This is a genomic window from Pseudomonas asiatica (genome assembly GCF_009932335.1).
GTDB classification, from domain to species: domain Bacteria; phylum Pseudomonadota; class Gammaproteobacteria; order Pseudomonadales; family Pseudomonadaceae; genus Aquipseudomonas; species Aquipseudomonas asiatica.
Window position 1 is genome coordinate 3,443,499 of sequence record NZ_BLJF01000001.1, and the last position, 23,262, is coordinate 3,466,760.

Annotated in this window: 22 protein-coding genes and 1 pseudogene; 10 read left to right on the forward strand and 13 right to left on the reverse strand. The window is 63.5% G+C overall.

The window, feature by feature from the left end:
- The first annotated feature begins 61 nt into the window (after positions 1 to 61).
- Positions 62 to 1,420, forward strand: coding sequence for a TolC family outer membrane protein (locus GYA95_RS16020; RefSeq protein WP_003259075.1), 1,359 nt, complete (start codon positions 62 to 64; stop codon positions 1,418 to 1,420).
- A gap of 128 nt (positions 1,421 to 1,548) precedes the next feature.
- Here GYA95_RS16020 and GYA95_RS16025 read toward each other — a convergent pair whose 3' ends face one another.
- The 4 genes and pseudogenes from GYA95_RS16025 to GYA95_RS16035 form a co-directional block, all read right to left on the reverse strand.
- On the reverse strand, positions 1,549 to 2,148 hold the full coding sequence (locus GYA95_RS16025) for a tRNA-uridine aminocarboxypropyltransferase (protein ID WP_015271291.1): 600 nt from the start codon (positions 2,146 to 2,148) through the stop codon (positions 1,549 to 1,551).
- Between the two features lie 164 nt (positions 2,149 to 2,312).
- Positions 2,313 to 3,341, reverse strand: a complete 1,029-nt coding sequence (locus GYA95_RS16030; RefSeq protein WP_371035233.1) for a methyl-accepting chemotaxis protein — start codon at positions 3,339 to 3,341, stop codon at positions 2,313 to 2,315.
- 228 nt (positions 3,342 to 3,569) lie between these two features.
- A pseudogene (locus GYA95_RS28330) lies at positions 3,570 to 3,878 on the reverse strand (PAS domain-containing protein); the annotation flags it as partial.
- A 139-nt stretch (positions 3,879 to 4,017) separates the two neighbouring features.
- Entirely contained in the window at positions 4,018 to 4,911 is an 894-nt protein-coding gene (locus GYA95_RS16035) for a LysR family transcriptional regulator (RefSeq protein WP_013973692.1), read from the reverse strand.
- Positions 4,912 to 5,136: 225 nt separating this feature from the next.
- On the opposite strand from GYA95_RS16035, the gene speB reads away from it, so the two are divergent.
- The gene (speB, locus tag GYA95_RS16040; protein WP_013973693.1) at positions 5,137 to 6,087 is read left to right on the forward strand and encodes an agmatinase; all 951 of its coding nucleotides are present in this window, start codon (positions 5,137 to 5,139) and stop codon (positions 6,085 to 6,087) included.
- Positions 6,088 to 6,220: 133 nt separating this feature from the next.
- The gene (locus GYA95_RS16045) at positions 6,221 to 7,600 is read left to right on the forward strand and encodes a sodium:solute symporter family protein (RefSeq protein ID WP_015271293.1); all 1,380 of its coding nucleotides are present in this window, start codon (positions 6,221 to 6,223) and stop codon (positions 7,598 to 7,600) included.
- Positions 7,601 to 7,789: 189 nt separating this feature from the next.
- On the opposite strand, the gene GYA95_RS28175 is transcribed toward GYA95_RS16045, so the two are convergent.
- Together GYA95_RS28175 and ptrR are read right to left on the reverse strand one after the other, a co-directional pair.
- Entirely contained in the window at positions 7,790 to 7,918 is a 129-nt protein-coding gene (locus GYA95_RS28175; protein WP_009683677.1) for a PA1414 family protein, read from the reverse strand.
- Positions 7,919 to 8,042: 124 nt separating this feature from the next.
- Positions 8,043 to 8,936 carry a putrescine utilization regulator PtrR gene (gene ptrR, locus GYA95_RS16050; protein WP_015271294.1) on the reverse strand — a complete coding sequence of 298 codons (894 nt, stop codon included), beginning with the start codon at positions 8,934 to 8,936 and terminating at the stop codon, positions 8,043 to 8,045.
- A gap of 106 nt (positions 8,937 to 9,042) precedes the next feature.
- On the opposite strand from ptrR, the gene GYA95_RS16055 reads away from it, so the two are divergent.
- Entirely contained in the window at positions 9,043 to 10,215 is a 1,173-nt protein-coding gene (locus GYA95_RS16055) for an MFS transporter (RefSeq protein WP_015271295.1), read from the forward strand.
- A gap of 127 nt (positions 10,216 to 10,342) precedes the next feature.
- Here the strand turns inward: GYA95_RS16055 and GYA95_RS16060 are convergent, their stop codons facing one another.
- Positions 10,343 to 11,269, reverse strand: a complete 927-nt coding sequence (locus tag GYA95_RS16060; RefSeq protein ID WP_015271296.1) for a DMT family transporter — start codon at positions 11,267 to 11,269, stop codon at positions 10,343 to 10,345.
- A 107-nt stretch (positions 11,270 to 11,376) separates the two neighbouring features.
- Positions 11,377 to 11,772 (reverse strand): hypothetical protein, encoded by a 396-nt coding sequence (locus GYA95_RS16065; RefSeq protein WP_013973698.1) that lies wholly within the window; start codon positions 11,770 to 11,772, stop codon positions 11,377 to 11,379.
- A gap of 249 nt (positions 11,773 to 12,021) precedes the next feature.
- Between GYA95_RS16065 and GYA95_RS16070 the strand changes: the two genes are divergently transcribed.
- Positions 12,022 to 12,294, forward strand: a complete 273-nt coding sequence (locus tag GYA95_RS16070; protein WP_013973700.1) for a hypothetical protein — start codon at positions 12,022 to 12,024, stop codon at positions 12,292 to 12,294.
- Between the two features lie 125 nt (positions 12,295 to 12,419).
- On the opposite strand, the gene GYA95_RS16075 is transcribed toward GYA95_RS16070, so the two are convergent.
- Entirely contained in the window at positions 12,420 to 13,781 is a 1,362-nt protein-coding gene (locus GYA95_RS16075; protein ID WP_039612590.1) for a DEAD/DEAH box helicase, read from the reverse strand.
- A gap of 104 nt (positions 13,782 to 13,885) precedes the next feature.
- Between GYA95_RS16075 and GYA95_RS16080 the strand changes: the two genes are divergently transcribed.
- Complete coding sequence (locus GYA95_RS16080; RefSeq protein WP_015271298.1) at positions 13,886 to 15,187, forward strand: mechanosensitive ion channel family protein; 1,302 nt, start codon at positions 13,886 to 13,888, stop codon at positions 15,185 to 15,187.
- 144 nt (positions 15,188 to 15,331) lie between these two features.
- Here the strand turns inward: GYA95_RS16080 and GYA95_RS16085 are convergent, their stop codons facing one another.
- From GYA95_RS16085 to GYA95_RS16100, 4 genes are all read right to left on the reverse strand, one after another.
- A complete protein-coding gene (locus tag GYA95_RS16085; RefSeq protein ID WP_043935828.1) occupies positions 15,332 to 16,708 on the reverse strand; it encodes a purine-cytosine permease family protein in 1,377 nt (458 codons plus the stop codon).
- A gap of 72 nt (positions 16,709 to 16,780) precedes the next feature.
- A complete protein-coding gene (locus GYA95_RS16090; protein ID WP_015271300.1) occupies positions 16,781 to 17,662 on the reverse strand; it encodes a carboxylate/amino acid/amine transporter in 882 nt (293 codons plus the stop codon).
- A gap of 285 nt (positions 17,663 to 17,947) precedes the next feature.
- Complete coding sequence (locus GYA95_RS16095; RefSeq protein ID WP_013973705.1) at positions 17,948 to 18,547, reverse strand: FMN-dependent NADH-azoreductase; 600 nt, start codon at positions 18,545 to 18,547, stop codon at positions 17,948 to 17,950.
- Between the two features lie 110 nt (positions 18,548 to 18,657).
- Positions 18,658 to 18,972, reverse strand: coding sequence for a hypothetical protein (locus GYA95_RS16100; RefSeq protein ID WP_012051530.1), 315 nt, complete (start codon positions 18,970 to 18,972; stop codon positions 18,658 to 18,660).
- 48 nt (positions 18,973 to 19,020) lie between these two features.
- On the opposite strand from GYA95_RS16100, the gene GYA95_RS16105 reads away from it, so the two are divergent.
- The 4 genes from GYA95_RS16105 (at position 19,021) to GYA95_RS16120 (ending at position 23,217) form a co-directional block, all read left to right on the forward strand.
- A complete protein-coding gene (locus tag GYA95_RS16105; protein ID WP_009683100.1) occupies positions 19,021 to 19,944 on the forward strand; it encodes a LysR family transcriptional regulator in 924 nt (307 codons plus the stop codon).
- Positions 19,945 to 19,957: 13 nt separating this feature from the next.
- Positions 19,958 to 20,770: an alpha/beta fold hydrolase gene (locus GYA95_RS16110; protein ID WP_013973707.1), complete on the forward strand. Its 813-nt coding sequence runs from the start codon at positions 19,958 to 19,960 to the stop codon at positions 20,768 to 20,770.
- Positions 20,764 to 21,321 carry a peptidylprolyl isomerase A gene (locus GYA95_RS16115; RefSeq protein ID WP_015271301.1) on the forward strand — a complete coding sequence of 186 codons (558 nt, stop codon included), beginning with the start codon at positions 20,764 to 20,766 and terminating at the stop codon, positions 21,319 to 21,321. Before GYA95_RS16110 ends, GYA95_RS16115 begins: the two co-directional genes overlap by 7 nt.
- 63 nt (positions 21,322 to 21,384) lie before the next feature.
- Positions 21,385 to 23,217, forward strand: coding sequence for an ABC transporter ATP-binding protein (locus GYA95_RS16120; protein WP_015271302.1), 1,833 nt, complete (start codon positions 21,385 to 21,387; stop codon positions 23,215 to 23,217).
- The last annotated feature ends 45 nt before the right edge of the window (positions 23,218 to 23,262 follow it).

The window sequence follows — 23,262 nt, forward strand, 5'->3', positions numbered from 1 at the left end:
AACTTTATCGTCATTTTTTTGGCGAATAGCAGGATCAATTCCAGGATCAGGGAGATGTACCATGCGCGTTTTGAACCCCATCACCAGTGCATTACTGTTGGCCCTGGCGAGTGCCAACGTACAGGCGATGTCGATCACCGAGGCTGTCCAGAGCGCCGTGGACTACCACCCGCAGGTCAGCTCCAACCGCAACAGCAAGCTGTCTGCCGATGAAGATGTTAAGTTTGCGCGTGGTGGCTATTACCCTTCCGTGGATCTGGTCGCAGGCTATGGCCGCCAGCGTTCTGACAACACCACGACGCGTGCCGAGGGCAACCACAACAAGGAAACCCTCAACTACACCCAGTCCGAGCTGCGCCTGCGGCAGATGATCTTCGACGGCTTCAACACCTCGAATGAAGTGGGCCGCACCGAAGCGGTCTCCACCTCCCGCGCCTACTACACCCAGGCCGTTGCCCAGGATGTCGCTCTGCGTGCAGTCGAGGTGTACCTGGAAGTGCTCAAACGCCGTGAACTGGTGACCCTGGCCAGGAACAACCTGCAAGCCCACCTGCGCGTCAACGACCAGATCGGCCTGCGCAACGAGCGCGGCGTCGGCAGCACCGCCGACCTTGACCAGTCCCGCGCACGTCGCGCCCTGGCGGAAAACAACCTGGACACCGCCGAAGTCGACCTGGCCGATGCCGAAGCCAACTTCTTCAGCGTCGTCGGCCGCATGCCGGACGAGCTGGAAAGCCCGCAGTCCATCAAGGGCGAGGTGCCTGGCACCCTCGATGAAGCCCGCGACGGCATGCGTCAGAACAACCCGTACATCAAGTCTGCCCAGGCTGACGTCAATGCTGCCGAGCAGCAATACGAAGTGGCCAAGTCGACCTTCTACCCACGCTTCGACGCCATTCTGGCTACCGGTGCCAACAACAACACCGGTGGCGAGAAAGGCCACAACAACAACGACTGGCAAGCCGGCGTGGAGATGAACTACAACCTGTTCCGCGGCGGCAGCGACAAGGCTCGCCTGCAGTCCGACGCGCACAAGATCAACCAGGCCCTGGACATCCGCAATAACGCCCTGCGTGAGCTGACCGAAAACCTGAGCCTGGCGTGGAACGCCATGAACAACGCCAGCAAGCAGCTGCCGACTGCGCGTGAATACGCCGAGACCACCAAGCGCGTGCGTGCCGCCTACCAGGACCAGTTCGGCCTGGGCCAACGTACCCTGCTCGACGTGCTCGACAGTGAAAACGAGCTGTACAACGCCGACCGCCGCTACACCGAGGTGCGTTATACCGAGGAGTTCTCGCGCTACCGCGTGCTGGCGACCATGGGCGAGCTGTTGACCAAGCAACGTATTTCGCTGCCACCGGAAGCGCTGGCTACCACCGAAGTACGCACCGAGGCACGTTTGCCTGATATGCGTTGATCGGGTTCGAGATAGCCGGGGCCGCTTTGCGGCCCATTCGCAGCTCAAGGCTGCTCCTACAGATGTTGCGCGCTTTCCTGTAGGAGCAGCCTTGTGCTGCGAATGGGCTGCAAGGCAGCCCCCAGCCCCTACTCGCTGCCATGGTTGCGCCGGAACGTCTCCTCGCCCATGGCCCTGATCTGCCCTTCGATCAATGCCTCGAACGGCGCCAGCAATGCATCGAAACAGGCCGGTTGCTCAAGCGCATTGAGCGCCCCCACCACCGCCTCGATAGTCGACAACGCCCCCGCCTCCGGCGCCTTGCGCAAGCGGTAGCGTGAAGGCGCGACAGCCCCCAGCGTCACTCGCGGCAACGCCTCCAGCAATGGGTTCAGGTACAACAGCTTGCGTGCCTTGCGCCAGGTGCCGTCGGGTACGATCAACAGCAAGGGTTTGTCGTCCGTCTTGCCATAGGCCACCAACCTCTGGGCGTCGTCGCCCGGGAACAGCAGGGCCGGCCGGTAACCGGGGGTCGCCAGCAATTCGTTCAGGTCATCGAATACCTCGCCTACCCGCAACTCGGCGTTGTTCAGGCCAAGGGCGGCCAGGCGGGCGGTATTCAGGGCATGGGCGGTTTCACTGGGGTGCTGCAGCAGGATGACGCGGGTACGGCTGTCGAGCGCGGGGATCAGTGGGCAGAGGCAATGGTCGAGCGGGCGCTGGCAGCGCTCGCAGCGGGGTCTGGGCATGGGGTTCTCCTTGGCGGGAACAGTTTGCCACAGAACCGGGGCCCGCTTTGCGGGCCTTTCTCCGGCAGGCCAGCTCCCACAGGATCACCACAGGCCTGAGCCTTGTGCAATACCTGTGGGAGCTGGCTTGCCGGCGAAAGGGCCGCAAAGCGGCCCCGGCGATCTCAACGGTTGAACCGCTCTGCCAGGCTATGCAGGTATTCCGCCATGCGCTCCAGGTCCTGGCTGATTTCCGCGCCCTGCCTGGCCTGCCCGGCACTCTGGTCGCATAGGTGGGCTATGCGCACGATCTGCTGGTTGATGTCCTCGGCCACATGGCTCTGCTGCTCCGACGCCGTCGCCATCTGCTGGCTCATGCCGGTGATGCGGCTGACCGCCTGGGCAATCCCGCTCAACGCTGCCTGCACCGCCTCGACGCTGTGCACGCTGTCCCGCGAGATCTGCTCGCCGCGGCTGGCGGTGCTGACCGCGCGCGCTGCCCCGGCGCGCAACGAGGCGATGATCTGGTGGATCTCCTCGGTCGAGGCACGGGTGCGCTGGGCCAGCGAACGCACCTCGTCGGCCACCACGGCAAACCCGCGCCCCTGTTCGCCGGCACGCGCCGCCTCGATGGCTGCGTTGAGCGCCAGCAGGTTGGTCTGCTCGGCGATCGAGGTAATCACATCGACCACGCTGCCGATCGACTGGGTCTGCTCAGCCAGGGCATTGACCGCCTGGCCGATGTCGTTGACCGCATTGCTCATGCTGCCCATGGCTTGCAGGCTCTGCATCGCCAGCTCGCTGCCCTGTTGCGCCAGCTGGTCGGCATCGCCCGCTGCGTGCGCCGTGCTCTGCACGTTGTGGGTAACCTGCTGGATGGTCGCCGCCATCTGCGCGATGGCGGCGGCGGACTGGTCGGTCTCGTTGCGCTGGCGGTCGAGCATCTGTGCCTGGGCATCGGACAAATCGGACGACTGCGCTGCCCGCGACTTCACCCCGACCCCGGCATCCACCAGGCGGGTCAAGGCCGTTTGCAGGCGTGCTTCTTCACTGATGATGGCAAGATCCAGCTGGCCCTGCAGGCCTGGGTTATCACTGTAGGTCAGTGCCACCAGTGGGCTGGTGAAGGCCTTGGGATGCTCGGCCAGCGTGCGCCGGACCGCCTGGTTCTGCCGGTGCTCGACCAGATACCAGGCCAGCAGCAGGCTGGCCATCAGCACCCCGAGCGCCGCGTAGGGCGGTAGCCACAGGTAGCCCGCCGCCGACAGCAGTCCCGCACCTATCAATGGCCAACCGTGGCCCAGGCCATGCAGCAGGCGGGCCGCCCACGGCACCGGTGTGCGGCCGGCCCGCAGGCGCGCATACAACGCCTCGGCGCGACGGATCTGCTCGCGAGTGGGCACCGAGCGCACCGACTCGTAGCCACTGATGCGGCCCTGCTCGTAGATGGCCGTGACGTAGGCGCTGACCCAGTAGTAATCACCGTTCTTCGCCCGGTTCTTGACGACCCCCATCCACGGTTTGCCTTGCTTGATGGTTTCCCACATGTGGCCGAACACTGCCGGCGGCATGTCCGGGTGGCGCACCAGGTTGTGGGGTTGGCCGACCAGCTCGTCGTAGGTGAACCCGCTGATCGCCACGAAAGCGTCGTTGCAGTAAGTGATGCGGCTGTTGAGGTCAGTGGTGGAAATCAGGCGTTGATCGTTGGGAAAGGTTCTTTCGTGCTCAGTGACGGGCAAATTCATGCGCATCTTGGGCAATCCTTGCAGGATGAAAGGGAGGTAGACAGCAGCACACGCAAATTTGATATATAGCAGGACGCCATTATGTTGTCGGTCGACAGCACCAACAATTTAACGGGTGCCGACGAAATACAGCATATGCCGGGCTTCAGCCCACGTTGAGCTGGCTTTTGAGGAGGTCGCGGAAGGTCTGGATCAATGGCTCACGGCTGCGCCCGCGGCGAATGATCAGCGAGAACGGTGCCTGGTAGCCGAAGGTCGACGGCGACAGCACGCGCAAGTCGCCCTTGTCGACCCAGGCCTGGGCATAGTGCTCGGGCAGGTAGCCGATGTAGGCCCCGGACAGGATCAGGATCAACTGCGCCTCCATGCTCTCCACCGTCGCCGCGCTGTGCTTGAAGCCATGCCGGGCCAGTTCGGCCTGGCTCCAGTAGCCACGCCCGACCATGCGCTGCTGGGTCACCACCTGCTCGGGGATGCGCCGTTCGGCATACAACGGGTGGCGGCTGCTGCAGTACAGCCAGTGCTGCTCACGGTACAGCGGCTGGTAGAGCAGCCCGCTCATGCGCGAGGAGAACGCCCCGATCGCCAGGTCCAGACGGTTGTCCTGCACGCCCAGTTGCAGCTCGTAAGGGCTGGATACCGACAAGTGCAGGTGCACCGCCGGGTGTTCCTGGCTGTAGGCGCCAATGGCTTCGGCCAGCGGCAAGGCCCTGTCACCGACCGTGGAATCGATCACCCCCAGGTTGAGGGTGCCACGCAACTCGCCCTTGAGGGCGGCGGCGTACTGTTCGAAGCCGTCCAGCTCGGCCAGCAGGCGCAGGGTTTCCTGGTGGAACAGCTCGCCCTTGCTGGTCAGGCTGAAGCCGCCACGGCCACGGTGGCACAGCACGATCCCCAGGGCACCTTCCAGCTGGCTCATGTAGGTGCTGATGGCCGAGGTCGACAGGTTCAGCTCGCGCTGGGCATTGGCAAAGCCCTGGTGGCGCACCACGCTGACGAAGATGCGCAGCAGTTTCAGGTCGGGCAAGGTCGAGGCCATGGTGCAACGGTTCCGCAGGGGGTATTAGCGCGCAGTCTAACCGCTCTGCCGCCTTTAGTTCAGAAATTCCTGAACTAAGTATTTGCCGGTAGCGATTTTTCCCCGGCACTACCTTCAGCAGACTTGGCCGAAATGTCCCTGCCCGCCGGCAAGACCACACCTGGAAGGCGCGCGGCGGCACAGGTTCGAACAAACAGAACAATCGACCGACTGATGAGGCCCACCGTGGACAAGATCCTCCACCAACCACTGGGCGGCAACGAAATGCCGCGTTTCGGCGGCATCGCCACCATGCTCCGTCTCCCCCACCTGCAAAGTGCCCAAGGCCTGGACGCCGCCTTCATCGGCGTGCCACTGGACATCGGTACTTCGCTGCGCTCCGGCACCCGTTTCGGCCCGCGTCAGATCCGCGCCGAATCGGTGATGATCCGCCCGTACAACATGGCCACGGGAGCTGCACCGTTCGACTCGCTCTCGGTGGCCGACATCGGTGACGTGGCGATCAACACCTTCAACCTGCTGGACGCCGTGCGCATCATCGAAGAAGCGTATGACGAGATCCTCGAGCACAACATCATCCCGCTGACCCTGGGTGGCGACCACACCATCACCCTGCCGATCCTGCGCGCGCTGCACAAGAAGCACGGCAAGATCGGCCTGGTGCACATCGATGCCCACGCCGACGTCAACGACCACATGTTCGGCGAGAAGATTGCCCACGGCACCACCTTCCGCCGTGCCGTGGAAGAAGGCCTGCTCGATTGCGAGCGCGTGGTGCAGATCGGCCTGCGCGCCCAGGGCTACACCGCCGATGACTTCAACTGGAGCCGCCGCCAGGGCTTCCGTGTAGTCCAGGCCGAAGAGTGCTGGCACAAGTCGCTGGAACCGCTGATGGCCGAAGTGCGCGAAAAGGTCGGCGGTGGCCCGGTGTACCTGTCGTTCGACATCGATGGCATCGACCCGGCCTGGGCTCCCGGCACCGGTACCCCGGAAATCGGCGGCTTGACCACCATCCAGGCGATGGAGATCATTCGCGGCTGCCACGGCCTGGACCTGATCGGCTGTGACCTCGTCGAAGTCTCCCCGCCTTACGACACCACCGGCAACACCTCGCTGCTCGGTGCCAACCTGCTGTTCGAGATGCTCTGCGTGCTACCGGGCGTAGTGCGTCGTTAATACCGCTATACCCCGGCAGGAGCCATGAGGGAGGGCCACAGAGGCCCGCCAACAACACGACAAGACCGCCGGGCGCCGTGAACCCGCCCGCGTGGTCGATCTCGCCATAATAAAGATAATCGGGAGACCCCCAATGGCCTTGGACATCATTGTTGTAATGATCTATACCGCCGGCATGCTCGGGCTTGGCTGGTACGGCATGCGGCGCGCGAAAACCCATGAGGACTACCTGGTGGCCGGGCGCAACCTCGGCCCGGTCCTGTACATGGGCACCATGGCCACCACCGTACTCGGTGGCGCTTCCACCGTCGGCACCGTACGCCTGGGCTACGTCCACGGCATCTCCGGCTTCTGGCTGTGCGCAGCCCTGGGCCTGGGCATCATCGCCCTCAACCTGTTGCTGGCCAAACCCTTGCTGCGCCTGCGCATCTTCACCGTGACCCAGGTGCTGGAACAGCGCTACAACCCGGCCGCACGCCAGGCCAGCGCCGTGATCATGCTGGCCTACGCACTGATGATCGGCGTTACCTCGACCCTGGCCATGGCCACCGTATTGCAGGTGCTGCTCGACCTGCCGTTCTGGGCCTCGCTGCTGCTGGGCGGTGGTGTGGTGGTGCTGTACTCGACCATTGGCGGCATGTGGTCGCTGACGCTGACCGACATCGTCCAGTTCGTGATCAAGACCGTCGGCCTGATGTTCATCCTGCTGCCTGTGTGCCTGTACAAGGCCGGTGGCTGGGACACCCTGGTGGCCAAGCTGCCGGCGGCCAGCTTCCAGCTGACCACCATTGGCTGGGACACCATCATCACCTACTTCCTGATCTACTTCTTCGGCATCCTCATCGGCCAGGACATCTGGCAGCGGGTGTTCACTGCCCGTGACGAGAAGGTCTGCCAGCGTGCCGGCACCACCGCCGGTGTGTACTGCATACTGTACGGCCTGGCCTGCGCCGCGATCGGCATGGCTGCGCATGTGCTGATGCCCGACCTGGCCAACCCGAACAATGCCTTTGCCGAGATGATCAAGACCACGCTGCCCGATGGCATCCGTGGCCTGCTGATGGCAGCGGCGCTAGCCGCCATGATGTCCACCGCCAGCGCCGGCCTGCTGGCTGCGTCCACCACCCTGACCGAAGACCTGCTGCCCAAACTGCGTGGCGGCAAGGCGTCGAGCCTGGGCGTCAGCCGCCTGTTCACCCTGCTCACCGGCCTGGTGGTGCTGGGCATTGCCCTGGTGGTGAACGATGTGATCAACGCCCTGACCCTGGCCTACAACCTGCTGGTCGGCGGTATGCTGATCCCGCTGATCGGGGCGATTTTCTGGAAGCGCGCTACCACCGCCGGGGCTATCGCCAGCATGTCGCTGGGCTTTGCCACCGCGCTGCTGTTCATGTTCAAGGATGGGCTGGAGGCCAATACGCCGATCTACTACAGCCTGGCGGTTGGTCTGGTGAGCTTTGTGGTGGTCAGCCTGATATCGCGTAAATCGGTGGCGGCGGTTAAGCTGGCCTGATAGGTCCCGGCTGCCTTTACTGGCCCTTTCGCGGGTAAACCCGCTCCTACAGGAATATCACAGGCCTCGAGTGCTGTGGGGTACCTGTGGGAGCGGGCAAGCCGGCGAAGAGGCCGGTACAGGCAACACACAACTGGCAGACACTAAAAGGCCACTGCACCCACCCAGGTGCAGCGGCCTTTGTCTGTATCAGCGACGACGCGGTTGGCGTTTGCGCTGCTCTTCATCAGTCGGGATCGGCACCGGCTGCAAGGGTGGTGGAATCAGCCCCAAGGCGACAGCCAGGTCATGGAGCCAGTTGGACAGTGGTTTATTCATAATGCCCCCTTGACGGGTCAGCCTCACGGCAATTCAATCCTGCGATGTTTCATACAGATCATAGCCCTATGTCCTGTATTACGCATGCCTCTAAAGCTACAGATACGGGCCATTTTGATACGGATCAAGCCGTAACGGCGCATTCCGACGACTGGTTAATCGTTTCGCTTTGTTGCAGGTCGATCCAGGCCTGCAAATTTGCCCCGCGCATGCCCTGGCGCCACATCAACCAAGTGACCGCCTGATCGAACGGTGCCTGCAGCTGGTGCACCCGCACCCGGTCGCGCCCGGGCAGGCTGTCGAGCATCGACCTGGCCATCATCGCCACACCCGCGCCAGCGATCACGCAGGCCAGCATACTCTGGTACGACTCGATCTCCATCACCCTGCCCATGGGCGTATGGGCATGGGCATACCAGGCCTCCAGGCGCATACGGTACGAGCAGCCCTGGCGGAAGGTGAACACCGCCTTGCCGGCCACATCCTTGGCAGTGTGTACCGCAGGGTGCTCGGGGCTGGTGATCAGCACCAACTGCTCATCGCAAAGCGGCACGCCATCCAGCCCGGCCAGGCTCGGTGGCCCGTCCACCAGGGCCGCGTCCAAGGTGTGGTTGAGCAGGCCTTCCAGCAACTCGCCACTGGGCGCCGCACGCACCTGCAAGTTAACCGCCGGGTAGGCCTGGTGATAACGCGCCAGCAACCCCGGCAAATGGGTCGCCGCCGTGCTGTACATGGTCCCCAGCACGAAGTCCCCGGCCGGTTGGCCGCCCCGCACGGCGGCCAGCGCCTCGTCGCGCAAGGCTGACATGCGGTTGGCGTAATCCAGCAGCACCTTGCCCGCGGGCGACAGCTGCAGGCGCTGGCGCTCGCGCAGGAACAGCTCGACACCCAGTTGCTCTTCAAGCTGGCGCAAGCGCGTCGACAGGTTCGACGGCACCCGATGCAGGCGCTCTGCGGCGCGGGTGACCGAACCTTCCTCGGCCACGGCCTGGAAGATACGCAGTTGGCTGAATTCCACGGTATTCTCCAAAACAGAACAACTTGATCATCATTATTCAATTTTATTGAAAAAGAAACCGCCCTAACCTGCCAGCCATCGCTTACATCCGTGCAGGAGACTTGTCATGTCGCCACTCATTCAACTGCTGGCCAGCGCCGTGGCGCTGATGATGGCCATGGGCATCGGCCGTTTCGCCCTGACCCCGCAGCTGCCGCAACTGATCGCCGAAGGCCAGTTCGACCTGACGGTCGCCGGGCTGGTGGCCGCAGCCAACTACCTGGGTTACTTCATCGGCGCGGTAGATGCCATGTTCGCCCGCTCGCCGGGCCAGGTGCGCCTGCGCCTGCACGGCGGGCTGTGGCTTTGCGTACTGCTGACTCTGGCCTCATGGGCCGCAGACGGGTTCTGGAGCCACCTGCTGCTGCGCTTCGGCACCGGCGTGGCCAGCGCCTGGGGGCTGGTGATGATCACCAGCCTGAGCCAACAGGTGGCCAATGCCGACAACCGCCAGCGCCTGGGTGCCCTGGTGTTCGCGGGGCCCGGCCTGGGCATTGCGCTGACTGGTTTGCTGGCGCTGGTGGCGCATTTGTGGGGGCTCGGCTCGGCAGCACTGTGGCTGATCTATGCCGTGGCCGCGCTGGTGATGCTGCTGGCGGTGCGGCCTTGGCTGCCCAGGGCGCTGCAAGCCGCGCCGGTATCGCCCGCTGCACACCTAGGCCCGACCCGAAGTGTCGGCATCGGTCGCCTGGGGCTGGTATATGCGCTGTATGGCGTAGGTTACATCCTGCCGGCCACCTTCCTGTCGCAGATGGCCAACCAGCAGTTCCACGGGCAGTGGCTCGCAGACCTGTTCTGGCCGGCATTCGGCCTGGCGGCGGCGCTGGGGGTTCTGCTCGTGAGCCTGCGGCGTGGCGCCCGAACTGCGACCTGGCTCACCGCCACCCTGTGGCTGCAGGGGCTGGGTGTGCTGGCCTGCCTGATGGGCGGAGGTGTCGGGCTGGCGTTGGGCGTGGTGCTTTGTGGCGGGCCATTCCTGGCCTGCATGCAACTGGTGATGCAACGTTCGCGGGAGCTGGCGCCGCATGCCACGCAGCGCAATGCCGGGCTGCTGACAGCCTGCTTTGCCCTGGGGCAGTTGAGCGGGCCGCTGCTGGCAGCGGTCAGCAGCCATTACAGCGGCGGGTTGCAGCCCGCGCTGATGGTGGCCGCGGGTGGGTTGGTGGTGGCTGGGGGGCTGGTGCTGTTTGGCAGCTCTGCACAGCAGGGCAACGCCTGTCAGGCCAAGGCTGCATCCTGAATCGTGACTGTCTGTGCCGGCCTCTTCGCGGGCTCGCCCGCTCCCACAGGGGCCGCAAAATCTTCAAGACCTGTGCAGTACCTGTGGGAGCGGGCAAGCCCGCGAAGAGGCCGGTACAGGTTATCGATCATCCCACAATCCGCCGCAATTGCTGCTTGACCCAAGGCTCGGCACTCACCAGCACCACCCCCAGCAGCACCATCAACGCACCAACCACAAAGTTCAGGCTAAGCGGCTCATCCAGCAACAAAACGCCAAAGGTCACCCCGAACAGCGGGGTGATGAACGAGAACACTGCCAGGTTCGACGCCAGGTATTTGCGCAGCAACCAGAACCAGGTCAGGTAGCTGATGAACGACACCACAATCCCCTGGAACAGCACGCTGCCCATCGCCAGCGGCGTCAGCGTCACCGCGCCGATCTGGCCGCTGAGCAAGGCAATCAGCAGCAACCCGGCAAAGCCCACCGCCAGCTGATAGAACAGGGTCAGGGTCGCTGGTGCTTCCGACAGCCGCGAGCAGCGCACCACCACCGTGGTCGCCCCCCAGGCCAGCCCGGCGATCACGCCAAAGGCATCCCCCAGCAGGGTGCGGCCATCCATGTGCTCGAACGACATGCCGCCGGCAAACGCCATGGCAATACCGCCGAAGGCCAACAGGATCCCAAGCCATTGCAGCAGCCGCAGGCGTTCGCTGGGCAGCCTGAAATGCAGGCCCAACGCGGTGAACACCGGCGCGGTATAGAGGAACACCGACATGTGCGCCGCCGAGGTCAGCTTCAGCCCCTCGGCAATGAACAGGAACTCCAGGCCGAACAACCCGCCCGCCACCACCCCGGCACGCCAGGTGCTGCCGACCTGCTCCCAGCCCCCGCGCCAGCACAGCATCAGGCCCACCAGGACGGCGGCGATGCCGTTGCGCAGGGCCGCCTGCATCACCGGCGCGATATCGATGGCAGCAGTCTTGATCAGGACCTGCTGGCAGCCCCAGATCAGGCACAGCCCCAGCATCACCTGAAAGGCAAAGGCATCAGGGTTCTTGCGGGCCGCGCTCATGAGCGGGCCTCTGCGGTGGTCATTGGCATGGGCGAGGGCTCGGCAGTTATTCAGGAACTACCGATTATCGGGTTTCCATGGCCGCCCTTGCCAGCCTCAAAACGACCTCAGGCGATCTGTGCCTTCGCCGACACCTGCTCGAAGGTGGTTTCATCCAGCGCATCCTCCTGCTCGTCCAGCACCTGGCGCGGGTGCTCGAAGCCGGGGATGCTGCTGTCGATCAGGCTCATCAACCGCGAGCCTCGTTCGGTCAGCACGAAATTCTCGCCATTGCCGCCATCTTCTTCGGGTCGGGTTTCGATGAAACCACGCTCGAACAACAGCCTCTCGTACTCGCAGGCACGGGTTTTCAGGTGGTCCAGGTCGCCCACCGGCTCCCCCTTGGCAGCCAGTGCCGCAGCGTGCTGCTCGGCATAGGGGCGTGGCGTGAAGCTGTGACCGGCGCCGTTCTGCACCTCGTGCAGCAAACGCTCGATCAGGTCCCAGTCGTAGGCGATGCTCATGGCTACGGGCTCCTGCTGTGGACGGAAGGTGTACACAGGTTGGGACCTGCCGAGGTTGCCCGGCGTTCCGAAATATCTCAGCGCTGGCGTTGATGTGCTTGCATGTACTGGCGCAGCAACTGGCTCACAAGGCCAGGTCAGTTGCCCAACTGGGGACAGGCTGACCATGAAGTGCCACCGGTCGAAGGCGCTGAACTAACGGCCAGGCACATGCCTCCACCGGGCATCACCACCGCCGGAGGTAGAAGAATGAAACTGCTGCTGCCCATTGCCTGTGCCACTGCCCTGTCCTGCGCCCTGCCCGCCTGGGCCTGCACACCGGAAGAAGCAACGCAGAAACGCGAAGAGCTGGCCGGGTTGGTCACCCAGTTGACCGAGCAGAACCCGCAGAAGGCCAAGGAGATCAATGACGAGCTTCAAGGGATGGAGCTGGGCACGGCTAGCAAGGATTTGCCCGACAAGTGTCAGCTGATCGACAAGCGGATCAAGGAGTTGAAAGAGGCGGAGAAAAAGGCTGAATAGAGGTCGCCTGTGCTGGCCCCTTCGCGGGCACGCCCGCTCCCACAGGGATAACACAGCCTTCGATATCTGTGATTATCCTGTGGGAGCAGGCGTGCCCGCGAAGAAACCAACAGCGCTACTGAAGGTTACTCAGCCGCAGGCTTGCGCTTTTTCAGCGGCGCCAGGCCGTCGGCGCTGGCCAGCGGTGCATTGGCCTTCGGCTTTGCGGTTGGCTTGCGCTTGGCGGCCGCCTTCTTGTCACCGGTCTTCTTCTCGACCTTTTTCTTCTTGCTGCCAGCCGCCTTGCCCGAGGCCTTGACCTTCTTAGGCCCGTTGTAGGTGCCCTTCACTTCCTTGATCACCCGGCGCTCGAACTGCTGCTTGAGGTAGCGCTCGATGCTCGACATCAGGTTCCAGTCGTTGTGGGTGATCAGCGAGATCGCCAGGCCTTCGCCACCGGCACGGCCGGTACGGCCCACGCGGTGCACGTACTCGTCACCGCTGCGCGGCATGTCGAAGTTGATCACCAGGTCCAGGCCGTCGATGTCCAGGCCACGGGCCGCAACGTCGGTAGCCACCAGCACCTTGGAGCTGCCCTGCTTGAAGCGGTCCAGGGCCAGCTTGCGGTCCTTCTGGTCCTTCTCGCCGTGCAGCACGAAGGCCTTCACGTCCTTGGCCACCAGGTGGCCGTAGATGCGGTCGGCCAAGGCGCGGGTGTTGGTGAAGATGATCGCCTTGTCGAAGGTTTCGTTGGCCAGCAGCCACTGCACGATCTGCTCTTTGTGCTGGTCGTGGTCGGCGGTGATGATCTGCTGGCGGGTGCCTTCGGCCAGCTGCGAGACGCTGTTGAGCATCAGGTGCTCTGGGTCTTTCAGCACCTTGCCGATGATGTCGCGCAGGGCCGCACCACCGGTGGTGGCGGAGAACAGCAGGGTCTGCTGGCGGTTCTCGCACTCCTTGCACAGGCGCTCCATGTCCTCGGCGAAGCCCATGTCGAGCATGCGGTCGGCTTCGTCGAGGATCAGCACCTGTACGTGGGACAGGTCGAGGTTGCCGGCATTGAGCTGCTCGAGCAGGCGGCCCGGGGTGCCGATCAGCACGTCCGGCACCTTGCGCAGCATGGCGGCCTGTTCCTTGAAGTCTTCACCGCCGGTAACCAGGCCCGACTTGATGTAGGTGAACTGCGAGAACAGCTGTACCTGCTTGAGGGTCTGCTGGGCCAGCTCACGGGTCGGCAGCAGGATCAGCGCGCGGATCTCGACGCGGCGTTCGCGCAGGTCGACCAGGCGGTTGAGCAACGGCAGCACGAAGGCCGCGGTCTTGCCGCTGCCGGTCTGCGCGGTCACGCGCAGGTCACGCCCTTGCAGGGCCAGGGGGATGGCCGCGGCCTGCACCGGGGTTGGCTCGACAAAGTTAAGCTCGGCCACGGCTTTAAGCAGGCGTTCGTGCAGGGCGAATTGGGAGAACACGGAGGTAACCTCAGGCAAGTGCGGAAAATTCAGTTGCATAGGGTAACGTTTTCTGCCGCCTTAGCCGAATTTCTTTTGGCAACTTTGTCGCCATCCGCGCTCTAATGGCGCTTCGTTTGGCAACAAAGACTGTACGCAAGCCCATGGATATCCAACGAATCTGGCGCGACTCCCTCGACCTGTGGGGCACCCTTGACCAACATCCGATGCTGCACGCGGCCATCGGCCTGGCGGTGCTGCTGCTCATTTCCCTGGTCATCGGCCGCCTGGCACGCTTCCTGGTGTTGCACGGCGCCCGCCTGCTGGCCCGCCAGCCAGCGCTGAAGTGGCTGGACGACCTGCGCAACAACAAGGTTTTCCACCGCCTGGCACAGACCACGCCGTCACTGGTGCTGCAGTTCGGCCTGAAACTGGTGCCCGAGCTGTCCGACACTGCCCAGCACTTCCTCGGCAATGTCGCCCTGGCCTTTACCCTGCTGTTCATGACCATGGCGCTGTCGTGCCTGCTGGATGCCCTGCTCGACATCTACGCCCGCACCGAACACGCCCGCACCCGCTCGATCAAGGGTTACGTGCAACTGGCCAAGATGATGCTGTGGATCTTCGCCTCCATCGTCATCGTCGCCACCCTGATCGACCGCTCGCCGCTGTTGCTGCTGTCGGGCCTGGGCGCCATGTCGGCGGTGCTGCTGTTGGTGTACAAGGACACCCTGCTGTCGTTCGTCGCCAGTGTGCAGCTGACCAGCAACGACATGCTGCACGTGGGCGACTGGATCGAAATGCCCCAGGTGGGTGCCGATGGCGATGTGGTGGACATCACCCTGCACACGGTGAAGGTGCAGAACTTCGACAAGACCATTGTCTCCATCCCCACCTGGCGCCTGATGAGCGAGTCGTTCCGCAACTACCGCGGCATGCAGCAGTCCGGTGGCCGACGCATCAAGCGCAGCCTGTTCATCGACGCGGCTGGCGTGCGGTTCCTGACTCGCGAGGAAGAACAGCGCCTGAGCCAGGTCAGCCTTCTGCGCGACTATCTGGCGGGCAAGCGCCAGGAACTGCAAAGCTGGAACGAAGCCCTGGGGCCAGTGGCCGAGCTGTCGGCCAACCGCCGCAAGCTGACCAACATCGGCACCTTCCGGGCGTTCGCCCTGGCCTACCTGAAGAACCACCCCAACGTGCACCCGAACATGACCTGCATGGTGCGGCAGATGCAGACCACCGCCGAGGGCGTGCCGCTGGAGATCTACTGCTTTACCACCACCACCGTGTGGGCCGATTACGAGCGGATTCAGGGGGATATCTTCGATTATCTGCTGGCGGTGTTGCCGGAGTTTGGCTTGAGCCTGTATCAGCAGCCAAGTGGCAACGACATGCGGGTGGGGTTGAGCGGGCGTGTATCGCAAGAGCCTGTGCCGCGTCGGCTGGAAGACATGAGCGAGGCTTGAGATTGCCTGGGCTGCTTCGCAGCCCATCGCCGGCAAGCCAGCTCCCACAGGTACTGCACACGTCTCGAATTTTGCGCGGTGCCTGTGGGAGCTGGCTTGCCGGCGATGGGCCGCAAAGCGGCCCCTTTCCGTGTCAGGGCCGAGTCAGGGGTGCGCATTCATGGTTGTCGAAAGCCGGTTGCTCTCGCGCCCATGGACCATGCAGTACAGCGCACCGGCCAGGATCAACCCCATCGCCCAACTGATATCCGCCCCCAGCCACTCGGCCACGAAGCCCGTGTAGAACGACAGTTTCATGAACGGGATGGTACCGATGATCGACACGGCGTACACCGCCAGGCTTCGACGATTGAAGCAGCCGTAACGCCCCTTGGAGTCATACAGCGCCCCCACATCATAGTGGCCTCGGCATACCCAGTAGTAATCCACCAGGTTGATCGCGCTCCATGGGATCAACAGGTACAGCTGGCCGATCAGGATGTCGGCAAAGAACGTATCGAAATTGTATTGGGTGGCGATGGCGATCAGCGTTGCCGCTGCGGTCAGGCCAGCCATTACCAAGGCCTTGGCCGTCGCGGTCACGCGCCGGATGGTCTTGAAGGCACCAAAGATGGTGACCGACGACATGTAGGCGCTGTACAGACACAGCACGTTGTACTGGATCACCCCCAGCGCTATCACCGCCAGCGCCAACGGCGCCCACGGGCCGAACAACGCGGCAATGGCTGTGGCCGGGTCATGCCCCAGTGCCGACGGCAATGCCACTGCCACCAGCGCGCCCAGTGCCATCATGGCGAAGGAGCCCAGCGCACAACCGCAATAGGTGGCCCAGAACGTGGCGCGTGGGTTGACGTTGGCCGGCAGGTAGCGCGAGTAATCGGCTACATAGGGGCCATACCCCAGCGTCCAGGAGGCCGACTGGGCCACGATCAGGTTGAAGGCGGTGAACGAGAAGCCGGTACTCACTGCCGTCGTGGTTGCCATGTCGCCGGGGTGCAGCAGGATCAGCACCAGGGCGCCGGCAAAAACCAGTGTGGACAACAGGCTCATCCACGCGCCCAGGCGGTGGATCAGCTCGTAGCCGACAAAGCCGATGACAAAGGTCAGCAAGCCGACCACCACGATCGCCTGGTCATCGCTCATGGGCACCAGCGCCTGCAAGGCATTGCGCATCAGCACGCCGCTGGCGGCGAGGAACAGGACTGCGGCCATGACCATCACCAGCAGAGGGAGCGCGGCACCATGGACACCGAACTGGGCCCGGCTCTGGATCATCTGTGGCACGCCCAGGTGAGGCCCCTGGGCAGAGTGCGCGGCCATGAACACGGTACCGATGAGGTTGCCGACCAGCAGGCCCAACAAGGTCCAGCCAAGGCTTAGCCCCGATGCAATGCCCAGGGTGCCGACCATCAGCGCGGTTATCTGGAAGTTGGAGCTGAACCAGATAGTGAACAATCGTTTAGGCGTGCCATAACGCTCTGCGTGTGGGACAAATTCGATACTTCGCGTTTCTAGCTTCACGCCGGTCTCCCGATTTTGTTTCCCTGATTATCGGGTAGGGACCGGCGGAATTTGGGTTCAGTAACGAACGCGTCATAGCTGACTGCGCCATGGCTTGCTTGATAACGTCAGGGTACCCAGGCGGCTCATCCACACCGACGCCAGGATCACCGCCGCGCCGATGAACAGCCTGCCCAATGGCTCGTCCTGGTTCCAGATCAGCAGATTGAGCAGCAACCCTACCGGCACATGCAGGTTGTTCATCACCGCCAGCGTCCCGCCCGAAACCATGCATGCGCCCTTGTTCCACCAGTACAGCCCCAGCGCCGTCGGGCACAGGCCCAGGAACAGCAGCACCAGCCACTGCACATCGGTGGTCGGCAGGTGCTGGGCGTTGCCAAACAGCAGGAAGGCCGGCAATACCACGATCAACGCGCCCAGGTAGAAGTAGCCAAAGCGCTTGTAGTGCGGCAGGTCGCTGGGGTGGCGTGCGACCAGGTGGCGATAAAGCACCTGCCCGGCGGCATAGGTGAAGTTGGCCAGTTGCAGCAGCAGGAAGCCGATGAAGAACTCGCCGCTGATGGTATCGAAGCGGATCACTGCAGCACCGGCCACCGCCACTAGCGCTGCCACCAGGGCCCAGGGGTTGAAGCGCCGGTTCATGGCGTCTTCGATCAGCGTCACGTGCAACGGCGTGAGAATGGTGAACAGCAGCACCTCCGGCACGGTGAGCACGCGAAAGCTCAGGTACAGGCAGACGTAGGTGATGCCGTACTGCAGCGCGCCGATCAGCAGCATCGAGCGCATGAAGCGCGGCTCGACCTGGCGCCAGCGGGTCAGCGGCAGGAACACCAGGCCAGCCAGCACCACGCGCGCGAGCACGGCAAAGTAGCTGTCGACGTGCCCGGCCAGGTACTCGCCGATCAGGCTGAAGGAAAACGCCTGGATCAGCGCGACGATTATCAGGTAGCCCATGGTTGCCTCTCGTGGATCAAGGCCGCGACCTTAGCGGGTTGCGGCAAATGAGTTCAACCATGAGGAATGTAAGGGCTGTGCCGGCCTCTTCGCAGGCTTGCCCGCTCCCACAGGGATATCACAGTACCTGAGACCTGCGGTGTACATGTGGGAGCGGGCAAGCCCGCGAAGAGGCCGGCACAGGCACCTACAAAATTTCTGGCATAAAAAAGCCCGGCCATGCAGGCCGGGCAGGTACACCCAAAGGAGCAACAACAGGTGTCAGGGTTGGGAATTCGCTAAGCCTCAGGCCACCGCCGCCAGCTTGGCCTTGGCCTGGTTGACGCCCTTCTCGTGGAAGTCAGCGCTCATGTTCAGGCCTTCGGCATGGATGAAGTCGACATCGTGGATGCCGATGAAGGCCATTACCTGGCGCAGGTACGGTTCCTGGTGGTCGCTGGTGGCACCGGCGTGGATGCCGCCACGGGCAGTCAGGACGATGGCGCGCTTGCCGGTCAGCAAGCCCTGCGGGCCGGTGGGAGTGTACTTGAAGGTGATGCCGGCACGCAGCACATGGTCCAGCCAGGCCTTCAGGGTGCTGGGGATGGTGAAGTTGTACATCGGCGCGGCCATCACCAGCACGTCGGCGGCGAGCAGTTCATCGGTCAGTTCGTTGGAGCGGGCCAAGGCGTCCAGTTCCGCCGCACTGCGCTGTTCTTCGGGCTTCATCCAGCCACCCAGAAGGTTGGCGTCCAGGTGCGGCACCGGGTTCACGGCCAGGTCGCGCACACTGATCTGATCGGCCGGGTGGGCGGCCTGCCACTGCTGGATGAAATCACGGGTCAGCTGACGGGAAACGGAATCCTGCTGGCGGGCGCTGCTTTCGATGATCAGTACGCGGGACATTGGGGTGCCTCCATCGGCAAAAAGGGTTGCGATTCGATGGAGGTGAGATTACGGGTTGACCTATCGATAAAAAAGCGTAAAAAATGGGTTCAATCTATCGATTTATCAGTTTATTCTGCACTGCAGTTCAAGGCGATCCGAAGTTTGATGATCTGTCGGTTGAACTTGGCAGTGACATCGACGCTTTTACCGGCCGGTACGTTCACCCGGCGCACCCTTGGTGCCTCGGGGCCATTGCGGAAGGTCACCTTGCACGCGGCCGGTACCTGCCCATAGTTGTTGAGGGTGATGGCGCCAATGTCATAAGCCGTGTCATAGGCGGTGTAGTCGAGCTTTACCCCGGTCAGTTCCTTCTCAACGTCGATGGGATAAGCCATGGCCCCGAGGGGCAGGCACATCAGTATTGCCGCACAACATTTCTTCATGGGCCGCTCTCCTTGAAAGAGCGCAGCTTAGGACAACAGGAGCGAAAGATGAAAGCGCCGCGCGTAACCCTTGACCAGTGGCGAACCCTGCAGGCAGTGGTCGATCACGGCGGGTTTGCCCAGGCCGCCGAGGCACTGCACCGCTCGCAGTCATCGGTCAGTTACACCGTGGCCCGCATGCAGGAGCAACTGGGCGTGCCGCTGCTGCGTATCGACGGCCGCAAGGCGGTGCTCACCGAGGCCGGCAGTGTGCTGCTGCGCCGTTCGCGCCACCTGGTCAAACAGGCCAGCCAGCTCGAAGACCTTGCCCACCACATGGAGCAGGGCTGGGAAGCCGAGGTACGCCTGGTGGTCGATGCCGCCTACCCCAGTGCCCGCCTGGTCCGCGCCCTGGCCGCGTTCATGCCGCAGAGCCGTGGCTGCCGGGTGCGCCTGCGTGAAGAAGTGCTGTCTGGCGTCGAGGAAGTGATGCACGAAGGCATCGCCGACCTGGCCATCAGCAGCTACAGCATCGGCGGCTACCTGGGCGCCGAACTGAGCGCGGTAGAGTTCGTCGCTGTCGCCCACCCCGAACACAGCCTGCACCGCCTGGGCCGCGAACTTACCTTCCAGGACCTGGAAAGCCAGTTGCAGGTGGTAATCCGCGACTCCGGCCGCGCCCAGCCGCGCGATGTCGGCTGGCTGGGTGCCGAGCAACGCTGGACCGTCGGTAGCCTGGGCACTGCTGCTACCTTCGTCAGCAGCGGCCTGGGCTTTGCCTGGCTGCCCCGCCACATGATCGAGCGTGAGCTACGCGAAGGCGTGCTCAAGCCGTTGCCGCTGGATCAGGGTGGCAGCCGCCACCCACTGTTCTACCTTTATTCGAGCAAAGAGAAGACCTTGGGCCCGGCTACGCAGATTCTCATCGACCTGCTGCGCAATTTCGACACCGCGCCACTGGACGTGCCCTTCGCTGCCCCCCCGCAAGCCTGAGAGGACCGCGCCCATGGCCTATTTCGAACACGAAGGATGCACACTGCATTACGAGGAATACGGCCAGGGCGAACCCCTGGTATTGCTCCATGGCCTGGGCTCCAGCTGCCAGGACTGGGAGCTGCAGGTGCCGGTGCTCAGCCGCCACTACCGGGTAATCCTCATGGACATCCGCGGCCACGGCCGCTCCGACAAGCCACGCGACGGCTACCAGATCGCCACCTTCAGTGCCGACCTGCTGGCCCTGCTCGAACACCTGCACACCGGCCCCGTGCACATCGTCGGCCTGTCCATGGGTGGCATGGTCGCCTTCCAGTTCGCTGTCGACCACCCGCAGTGGCTGCGCAGCCTGTGCATCGTCAACAGCGCCCCCGAGGTCAAGCGCCGCACTCGCAGTGACTGGGTATGGTGGCTCAAGCGCTGGGGCCTGGCGCGCCTGCTCAGTGTCGAAACGGTCGGCAAGGGCCTGGCCGAGCGGCTGTTTCCCAAACCGCAGCAGGCCGAACTGCGGCACAAGATGGCCCAGCGCTGGGCACGCAACGACAAGCGTGCGTACCTCAAGAGTTTCGACGCCATCGTCGACTGGGGCGTGCAGGAACGCATCGGCCAGGTTCACTGTCCTACCCTGGTGATCGCCGCCGACCAGGATTACACCCCGATACAACTGAAAGAACGCTACGTCGCCCTGATGCCTCACGCCAGGCTGGTGGTCATCGACGATTCCCGGCACGCTACACCCCTCGACCAACCCGAGGTCTTCAACCAGACCCTGCTGCAGTTCCTTGCAGCCGCTTCCACCTCTCAAGGATCTTTGAGCCCATGCTGAAAAAACTCCTGCTCACCGCCTGCTCGGTCGCCTTCGCCACCAGCGTCATGGCCTCCGACAAGACCCCGCACGTACTGCTGGACACCAGCTTCGGCCAGGTCGAAATCGAGCTGAATGCCGAGAAGGCACCGATCAGTACCAAGAACTTCCTCGAATACGTCGACAGCGGCTTCTACAACAACACCATCTTCCACCGTGTAATCCCGGGCTTCATGGTCCAGGGCGGCGGCTTCACCGACCAGATGGTGCAGAAGAACACCCGAGCCCCGATCACCAACGAAGCCGGCAACGGCCTGCAGAACACCCGTGGCACGCTGTCCATGGCCCGTACCCAGGACCCGGACTCGGCCACCAGCCAGTTCTTCATCAACGTGGCCGACAACGACTTCCTCAACCCTGGGCGTGACCGTGGCTATGCCGTATTCGGCAAGGTGACCAAGGGCATGGAAGTGGTCGACCAGATCGTCAATTCGCCGACCACCATCAAGAAAGGCATGCGCGATGTACCGGCCGATCCGGTCTACATCAAGTCGGCCAAACGCATCGACTGACCGCAGGCTTCACAGGGACGTGAAACCGCCTGAGGGTCGGATGAAACAGGAGTGTCGTCACCCATGCTGTACCGCCGTTTCGAGCAGTTGATCGATATCTTCCGCGACGCGCCCAGCGAGTCGCCACCCGGCCAGGTCTGGCCGTTCTACCTGTACTACCTGCGCCAGGTGTGGCCAAGTTTTGTCGCCCTGCTGGTGGTGGGCCTGGTCGCCTCGCTGATCGAGGTGGCGATGTTCAGCTACCTCAGCCGCATCATCGACCTGGCACAGGGCACGCCCAATGCCAGTTTCTTCAGCGAACACAGCGGCGAACTGATCTGGATGCTGGTGGTGATCCTGCTGCTGCGCCCGGTGTTCTTCGGCCTGCACGACCTGCTGGTGCACCAGACCATCAACCCCGGCATGACCAGCCTGATCCGCTGGCAGAACCACACCTATGTACTCAAGCAGAGCCTGAACTTCTTCCAGAGCGACTTCGCCGGGCGCATCGCCCAGCGCATCATGCAGACCGGCAACTCACTGCGAGACTCTGCGGTGCAGGCGGTGGATGCGCTATGGCACGTGCTGATCTACGCCATCACCTCGCTGGTGCTGTTCGCCGAGGCCGACTGGCGCCTGATGCTGCCGCTGCTGCTATGGATCGCCGGCTACATCGCCGCGCTGTTCTACTTCGTCCCCCGGGTGAAGGAGCGTTCGGTGATTTCCTCCGATGCCCGCTCCAAGCTGATGGGCCGCATCGTCGACGGCTACACCAACATCGCCACCCTCAAGCTGTTCGCCCACACCGACTTCGAGCAGCAGTACGCGCGCGAAGCGATCCGCGAACAGACAGAGAAAACCCAGCTGGCCGCGCGCGTGGTCACCAGCATGGACGTGGTCATCACCACCCTAAATGGCCTGCTGGTGGTCGCCACCACAGGCCTGGCGCTGTGGCTGTGGAGCCAGTCGCTGATCACCGTCGGCGCCATCGCCCTGGCCACCGGCCTGGTGATCCGCATCGTCAACATGTCGGGCTGGATCATGTGGGTGGTCAACGGCATCTTCGAGAACATCGGCATGGTCCAGGACGGCCTGCAGACCATCGCCCAGCCGGTCACCGTCACCGACCGGCCCAACGCACCGGCGCTCAAGGTCAGCCGCGGTGCGGTGCGTTTCGATGATGTGGACTTCCATTACGGCAAGGCCGCCAACGTGATCGAAGGGCTCAGCCTGGACATACGCCCGGGCGAGAAGATCGGCCTGATCGGCCCGTCGGGGGCAGGCAAGTCGACCCTGGTCAACCTGCTGCTGCGGCTGTATGACGTGCAGGGTGGGCGCATTCTCATCGACGGCCAGGACATTGCCGAGGTAAGCCAGGCCAGCCTGCGCGCGCAGATCGGCATGATCACCCAGGACACCTCGCTGCTGCACCGCTCGATCCGTGACAACCTGCTGTATGGCCGCCCCGATGCCAGCGAGGCCGCGCTTCATGAAGCGGTGCGCCGGGCCCGCGCCGACGAGTTCATCCCGCAGCTGTCGGACGCTCAGGGGCGCACCGGTTTCGATGCCCATGTGGGCGAGCGCGGGGTCAAGCTGTCGGGCGGCCAGCGCCAGCGCATCGCCATTGCCCGGGTGCTGCTGAAGAATGCACCGATCCTGATCATGGACGAGGCCACTTCGGCGCTGGACTCGGAGGTAGAGGCAGCAATCCAGGAAAGCCTGGAGACGCTGATGCAGGGCAAGACGGTGATCGCGATTGCCCACCGGCTTTCCACCATCGCCCGGATGGACCGGCTGGTGGTGCTGGACAAGGGGCGGATTGTCGAGAGTGGCAGCCACAGTGAACTGCTGGAGCAGCAAGGCTTGTATGCCCGGTTGTGGCATCACCAGACCGGGGGGTTTGTCGGGGTCGACTGATTTCCTGTGCCGGCCTCTTCGCGGGCTCGCCCGCTCCCACAGGAT

What these genes read in the sequence shown, in the direction of transcription:
- GYA95_RS16020 (WP_003259075.1), top strand. Translation starts at nt 62, where the DNA reads ATGCGCGTTTTGAACCCCATCACCAGTGCATTACTGTTGGCCCTGGCG.
- GYA95_RS16025 (WP_015271291.1), bottom strand. Translation starts at nt 2,148, where the DNA reads ATGCCCAGACCCCGCTGCGAGCGCTGCCAGCGCCCGCTCGACCATTGC.
- GYA95_RS16030 (WP_371035233.1), bottom strand. Translation starts at nt 3,341, where the DNA reads ATGGCCAGCCTGCTGCTGGCCTGGTATCTGGTCGAGCACCGGCAGAAC.
- GYA95_RS16035 (WP_013973692.1), bottom strand. Translation starts at nt 4,911, where the DNA reads ATGGCCTCGACCTTGCCCGACCTGAAACTGCTGCGCATCTTCGTCAGC.
- GYA95_RS16045 (WP_015271293.1), top strand. Translation starts at nt 6,221, where the DNA reads ATGGCCTTGGACATCATTGTTGTAATGATCTATACCGCCGGCATGCTC.
- GYA95_RS28175 (WP_009683677.1), bottom strand. Translation starts at nt 7,918, where the DNA reads ATGAATAAACCACTGTCCAACTGGCTCCATGACCTGGCTGTCGCCTTG.
- GYA95_RS16055 (WP_015271295.1), top strand. Translation starts at nt 9,043, where the DNA reads ATGTCGCCACTCATTCAACTGCTGGCCAGCGCCGTGGCGCTGATGATG.
- GYA95_RS16060 (WP_015271296.1), bottom strand. Translation starts at nt 11,269, where the DNA reads ATGAGCGCGGCCCGCAAGAACCCTGATGCCTTTGCCTTTCAGGTGATG.
- GYA95_RS16065 (WP_013973698.1), bottom strand. Translation starts at nt 11,772, where the DNA reads ATGAGCATCGCCTACGACTGGGACCTGATCGAGCGTTTGCTGCACGAG.
- GYA95_RS16070 (WP_013973700.1), top strand. Translation starts at nt 12,022, where the DNA reads ATGAAACTGCTGCTGCCCATTGCCTGTGCCACTGCCCTGTCCTGCGCC.
- GYA95_RS16075 (WP_039612590.1), bottom strand. Translation starts at nt 13,781, where the DNA reads ATGCAACTGAATTTTCCGCACTTGCCTGAGGTTACCTCCGTGTTCTCC.
- GYA95_RS16080 (WP_015271298.1), top strand. Translation starts at nt 13,886, where the DNA reads ATGGATATCCAACGAATCTGGCGCGACTCCCTCGACCTGTGGGGCACC.
- GYA95_RS16090 (WP_015271300.1), bottom strand. Translation starts at nt 17,662, where the DNA reads ATGGGCTACCTGATAATCGTCGCGCTGATCCAGGCGTTTTCCTTCAGC.
- GYA95_RS16095 (WP_013973705.1), bottom strand. Translation starts at nt 18,547, where the DNA reads ATGTCCCGCGTACTGATCATCGAAAGCAGCGCCCGCCAGCAGGATTCC.
- GYA95_RS16100 (WP_012051530.1), bottom strand. Translation starts at nt 18,972, where the DNA reads ATGAAGAAATGTTGTGCGGCAATACTGATGTGCCTGCCCCTCGGGGCC.
- GYA95_RS16105 (WP_009683100.1), top strand. Translation starts at nt 19,021, where the DNA reads ATGAAAGCGCCGCGCGTAACCCTTGACCAGTGGCGAACCCTGCAGGCA.
- GYA95_RS16110 (WP_013973707.1), top strand. Translation starts at nt 19,958, where the DNA reads ATGGCCTATTTCGAACACGAAGGATGCACACTGCATTACGAGGAATAC.
- GYA95_RS16115 (WP_015271301.1), top strand. Translation starts at nt 20,764, where the DNA reads ATGCTGAAAAAACTCCTGCTCACCGCCTGCTCGGTCGCCTTCGCCACC.
- GYA95_RS16120 (WP_015271302.1), top strand. Translation starts at nt 21,385, where the DNA reads ATGCTGTACCGCCGTTTCGAGCAGTTGATCGATATCTTCCGCGACGCG.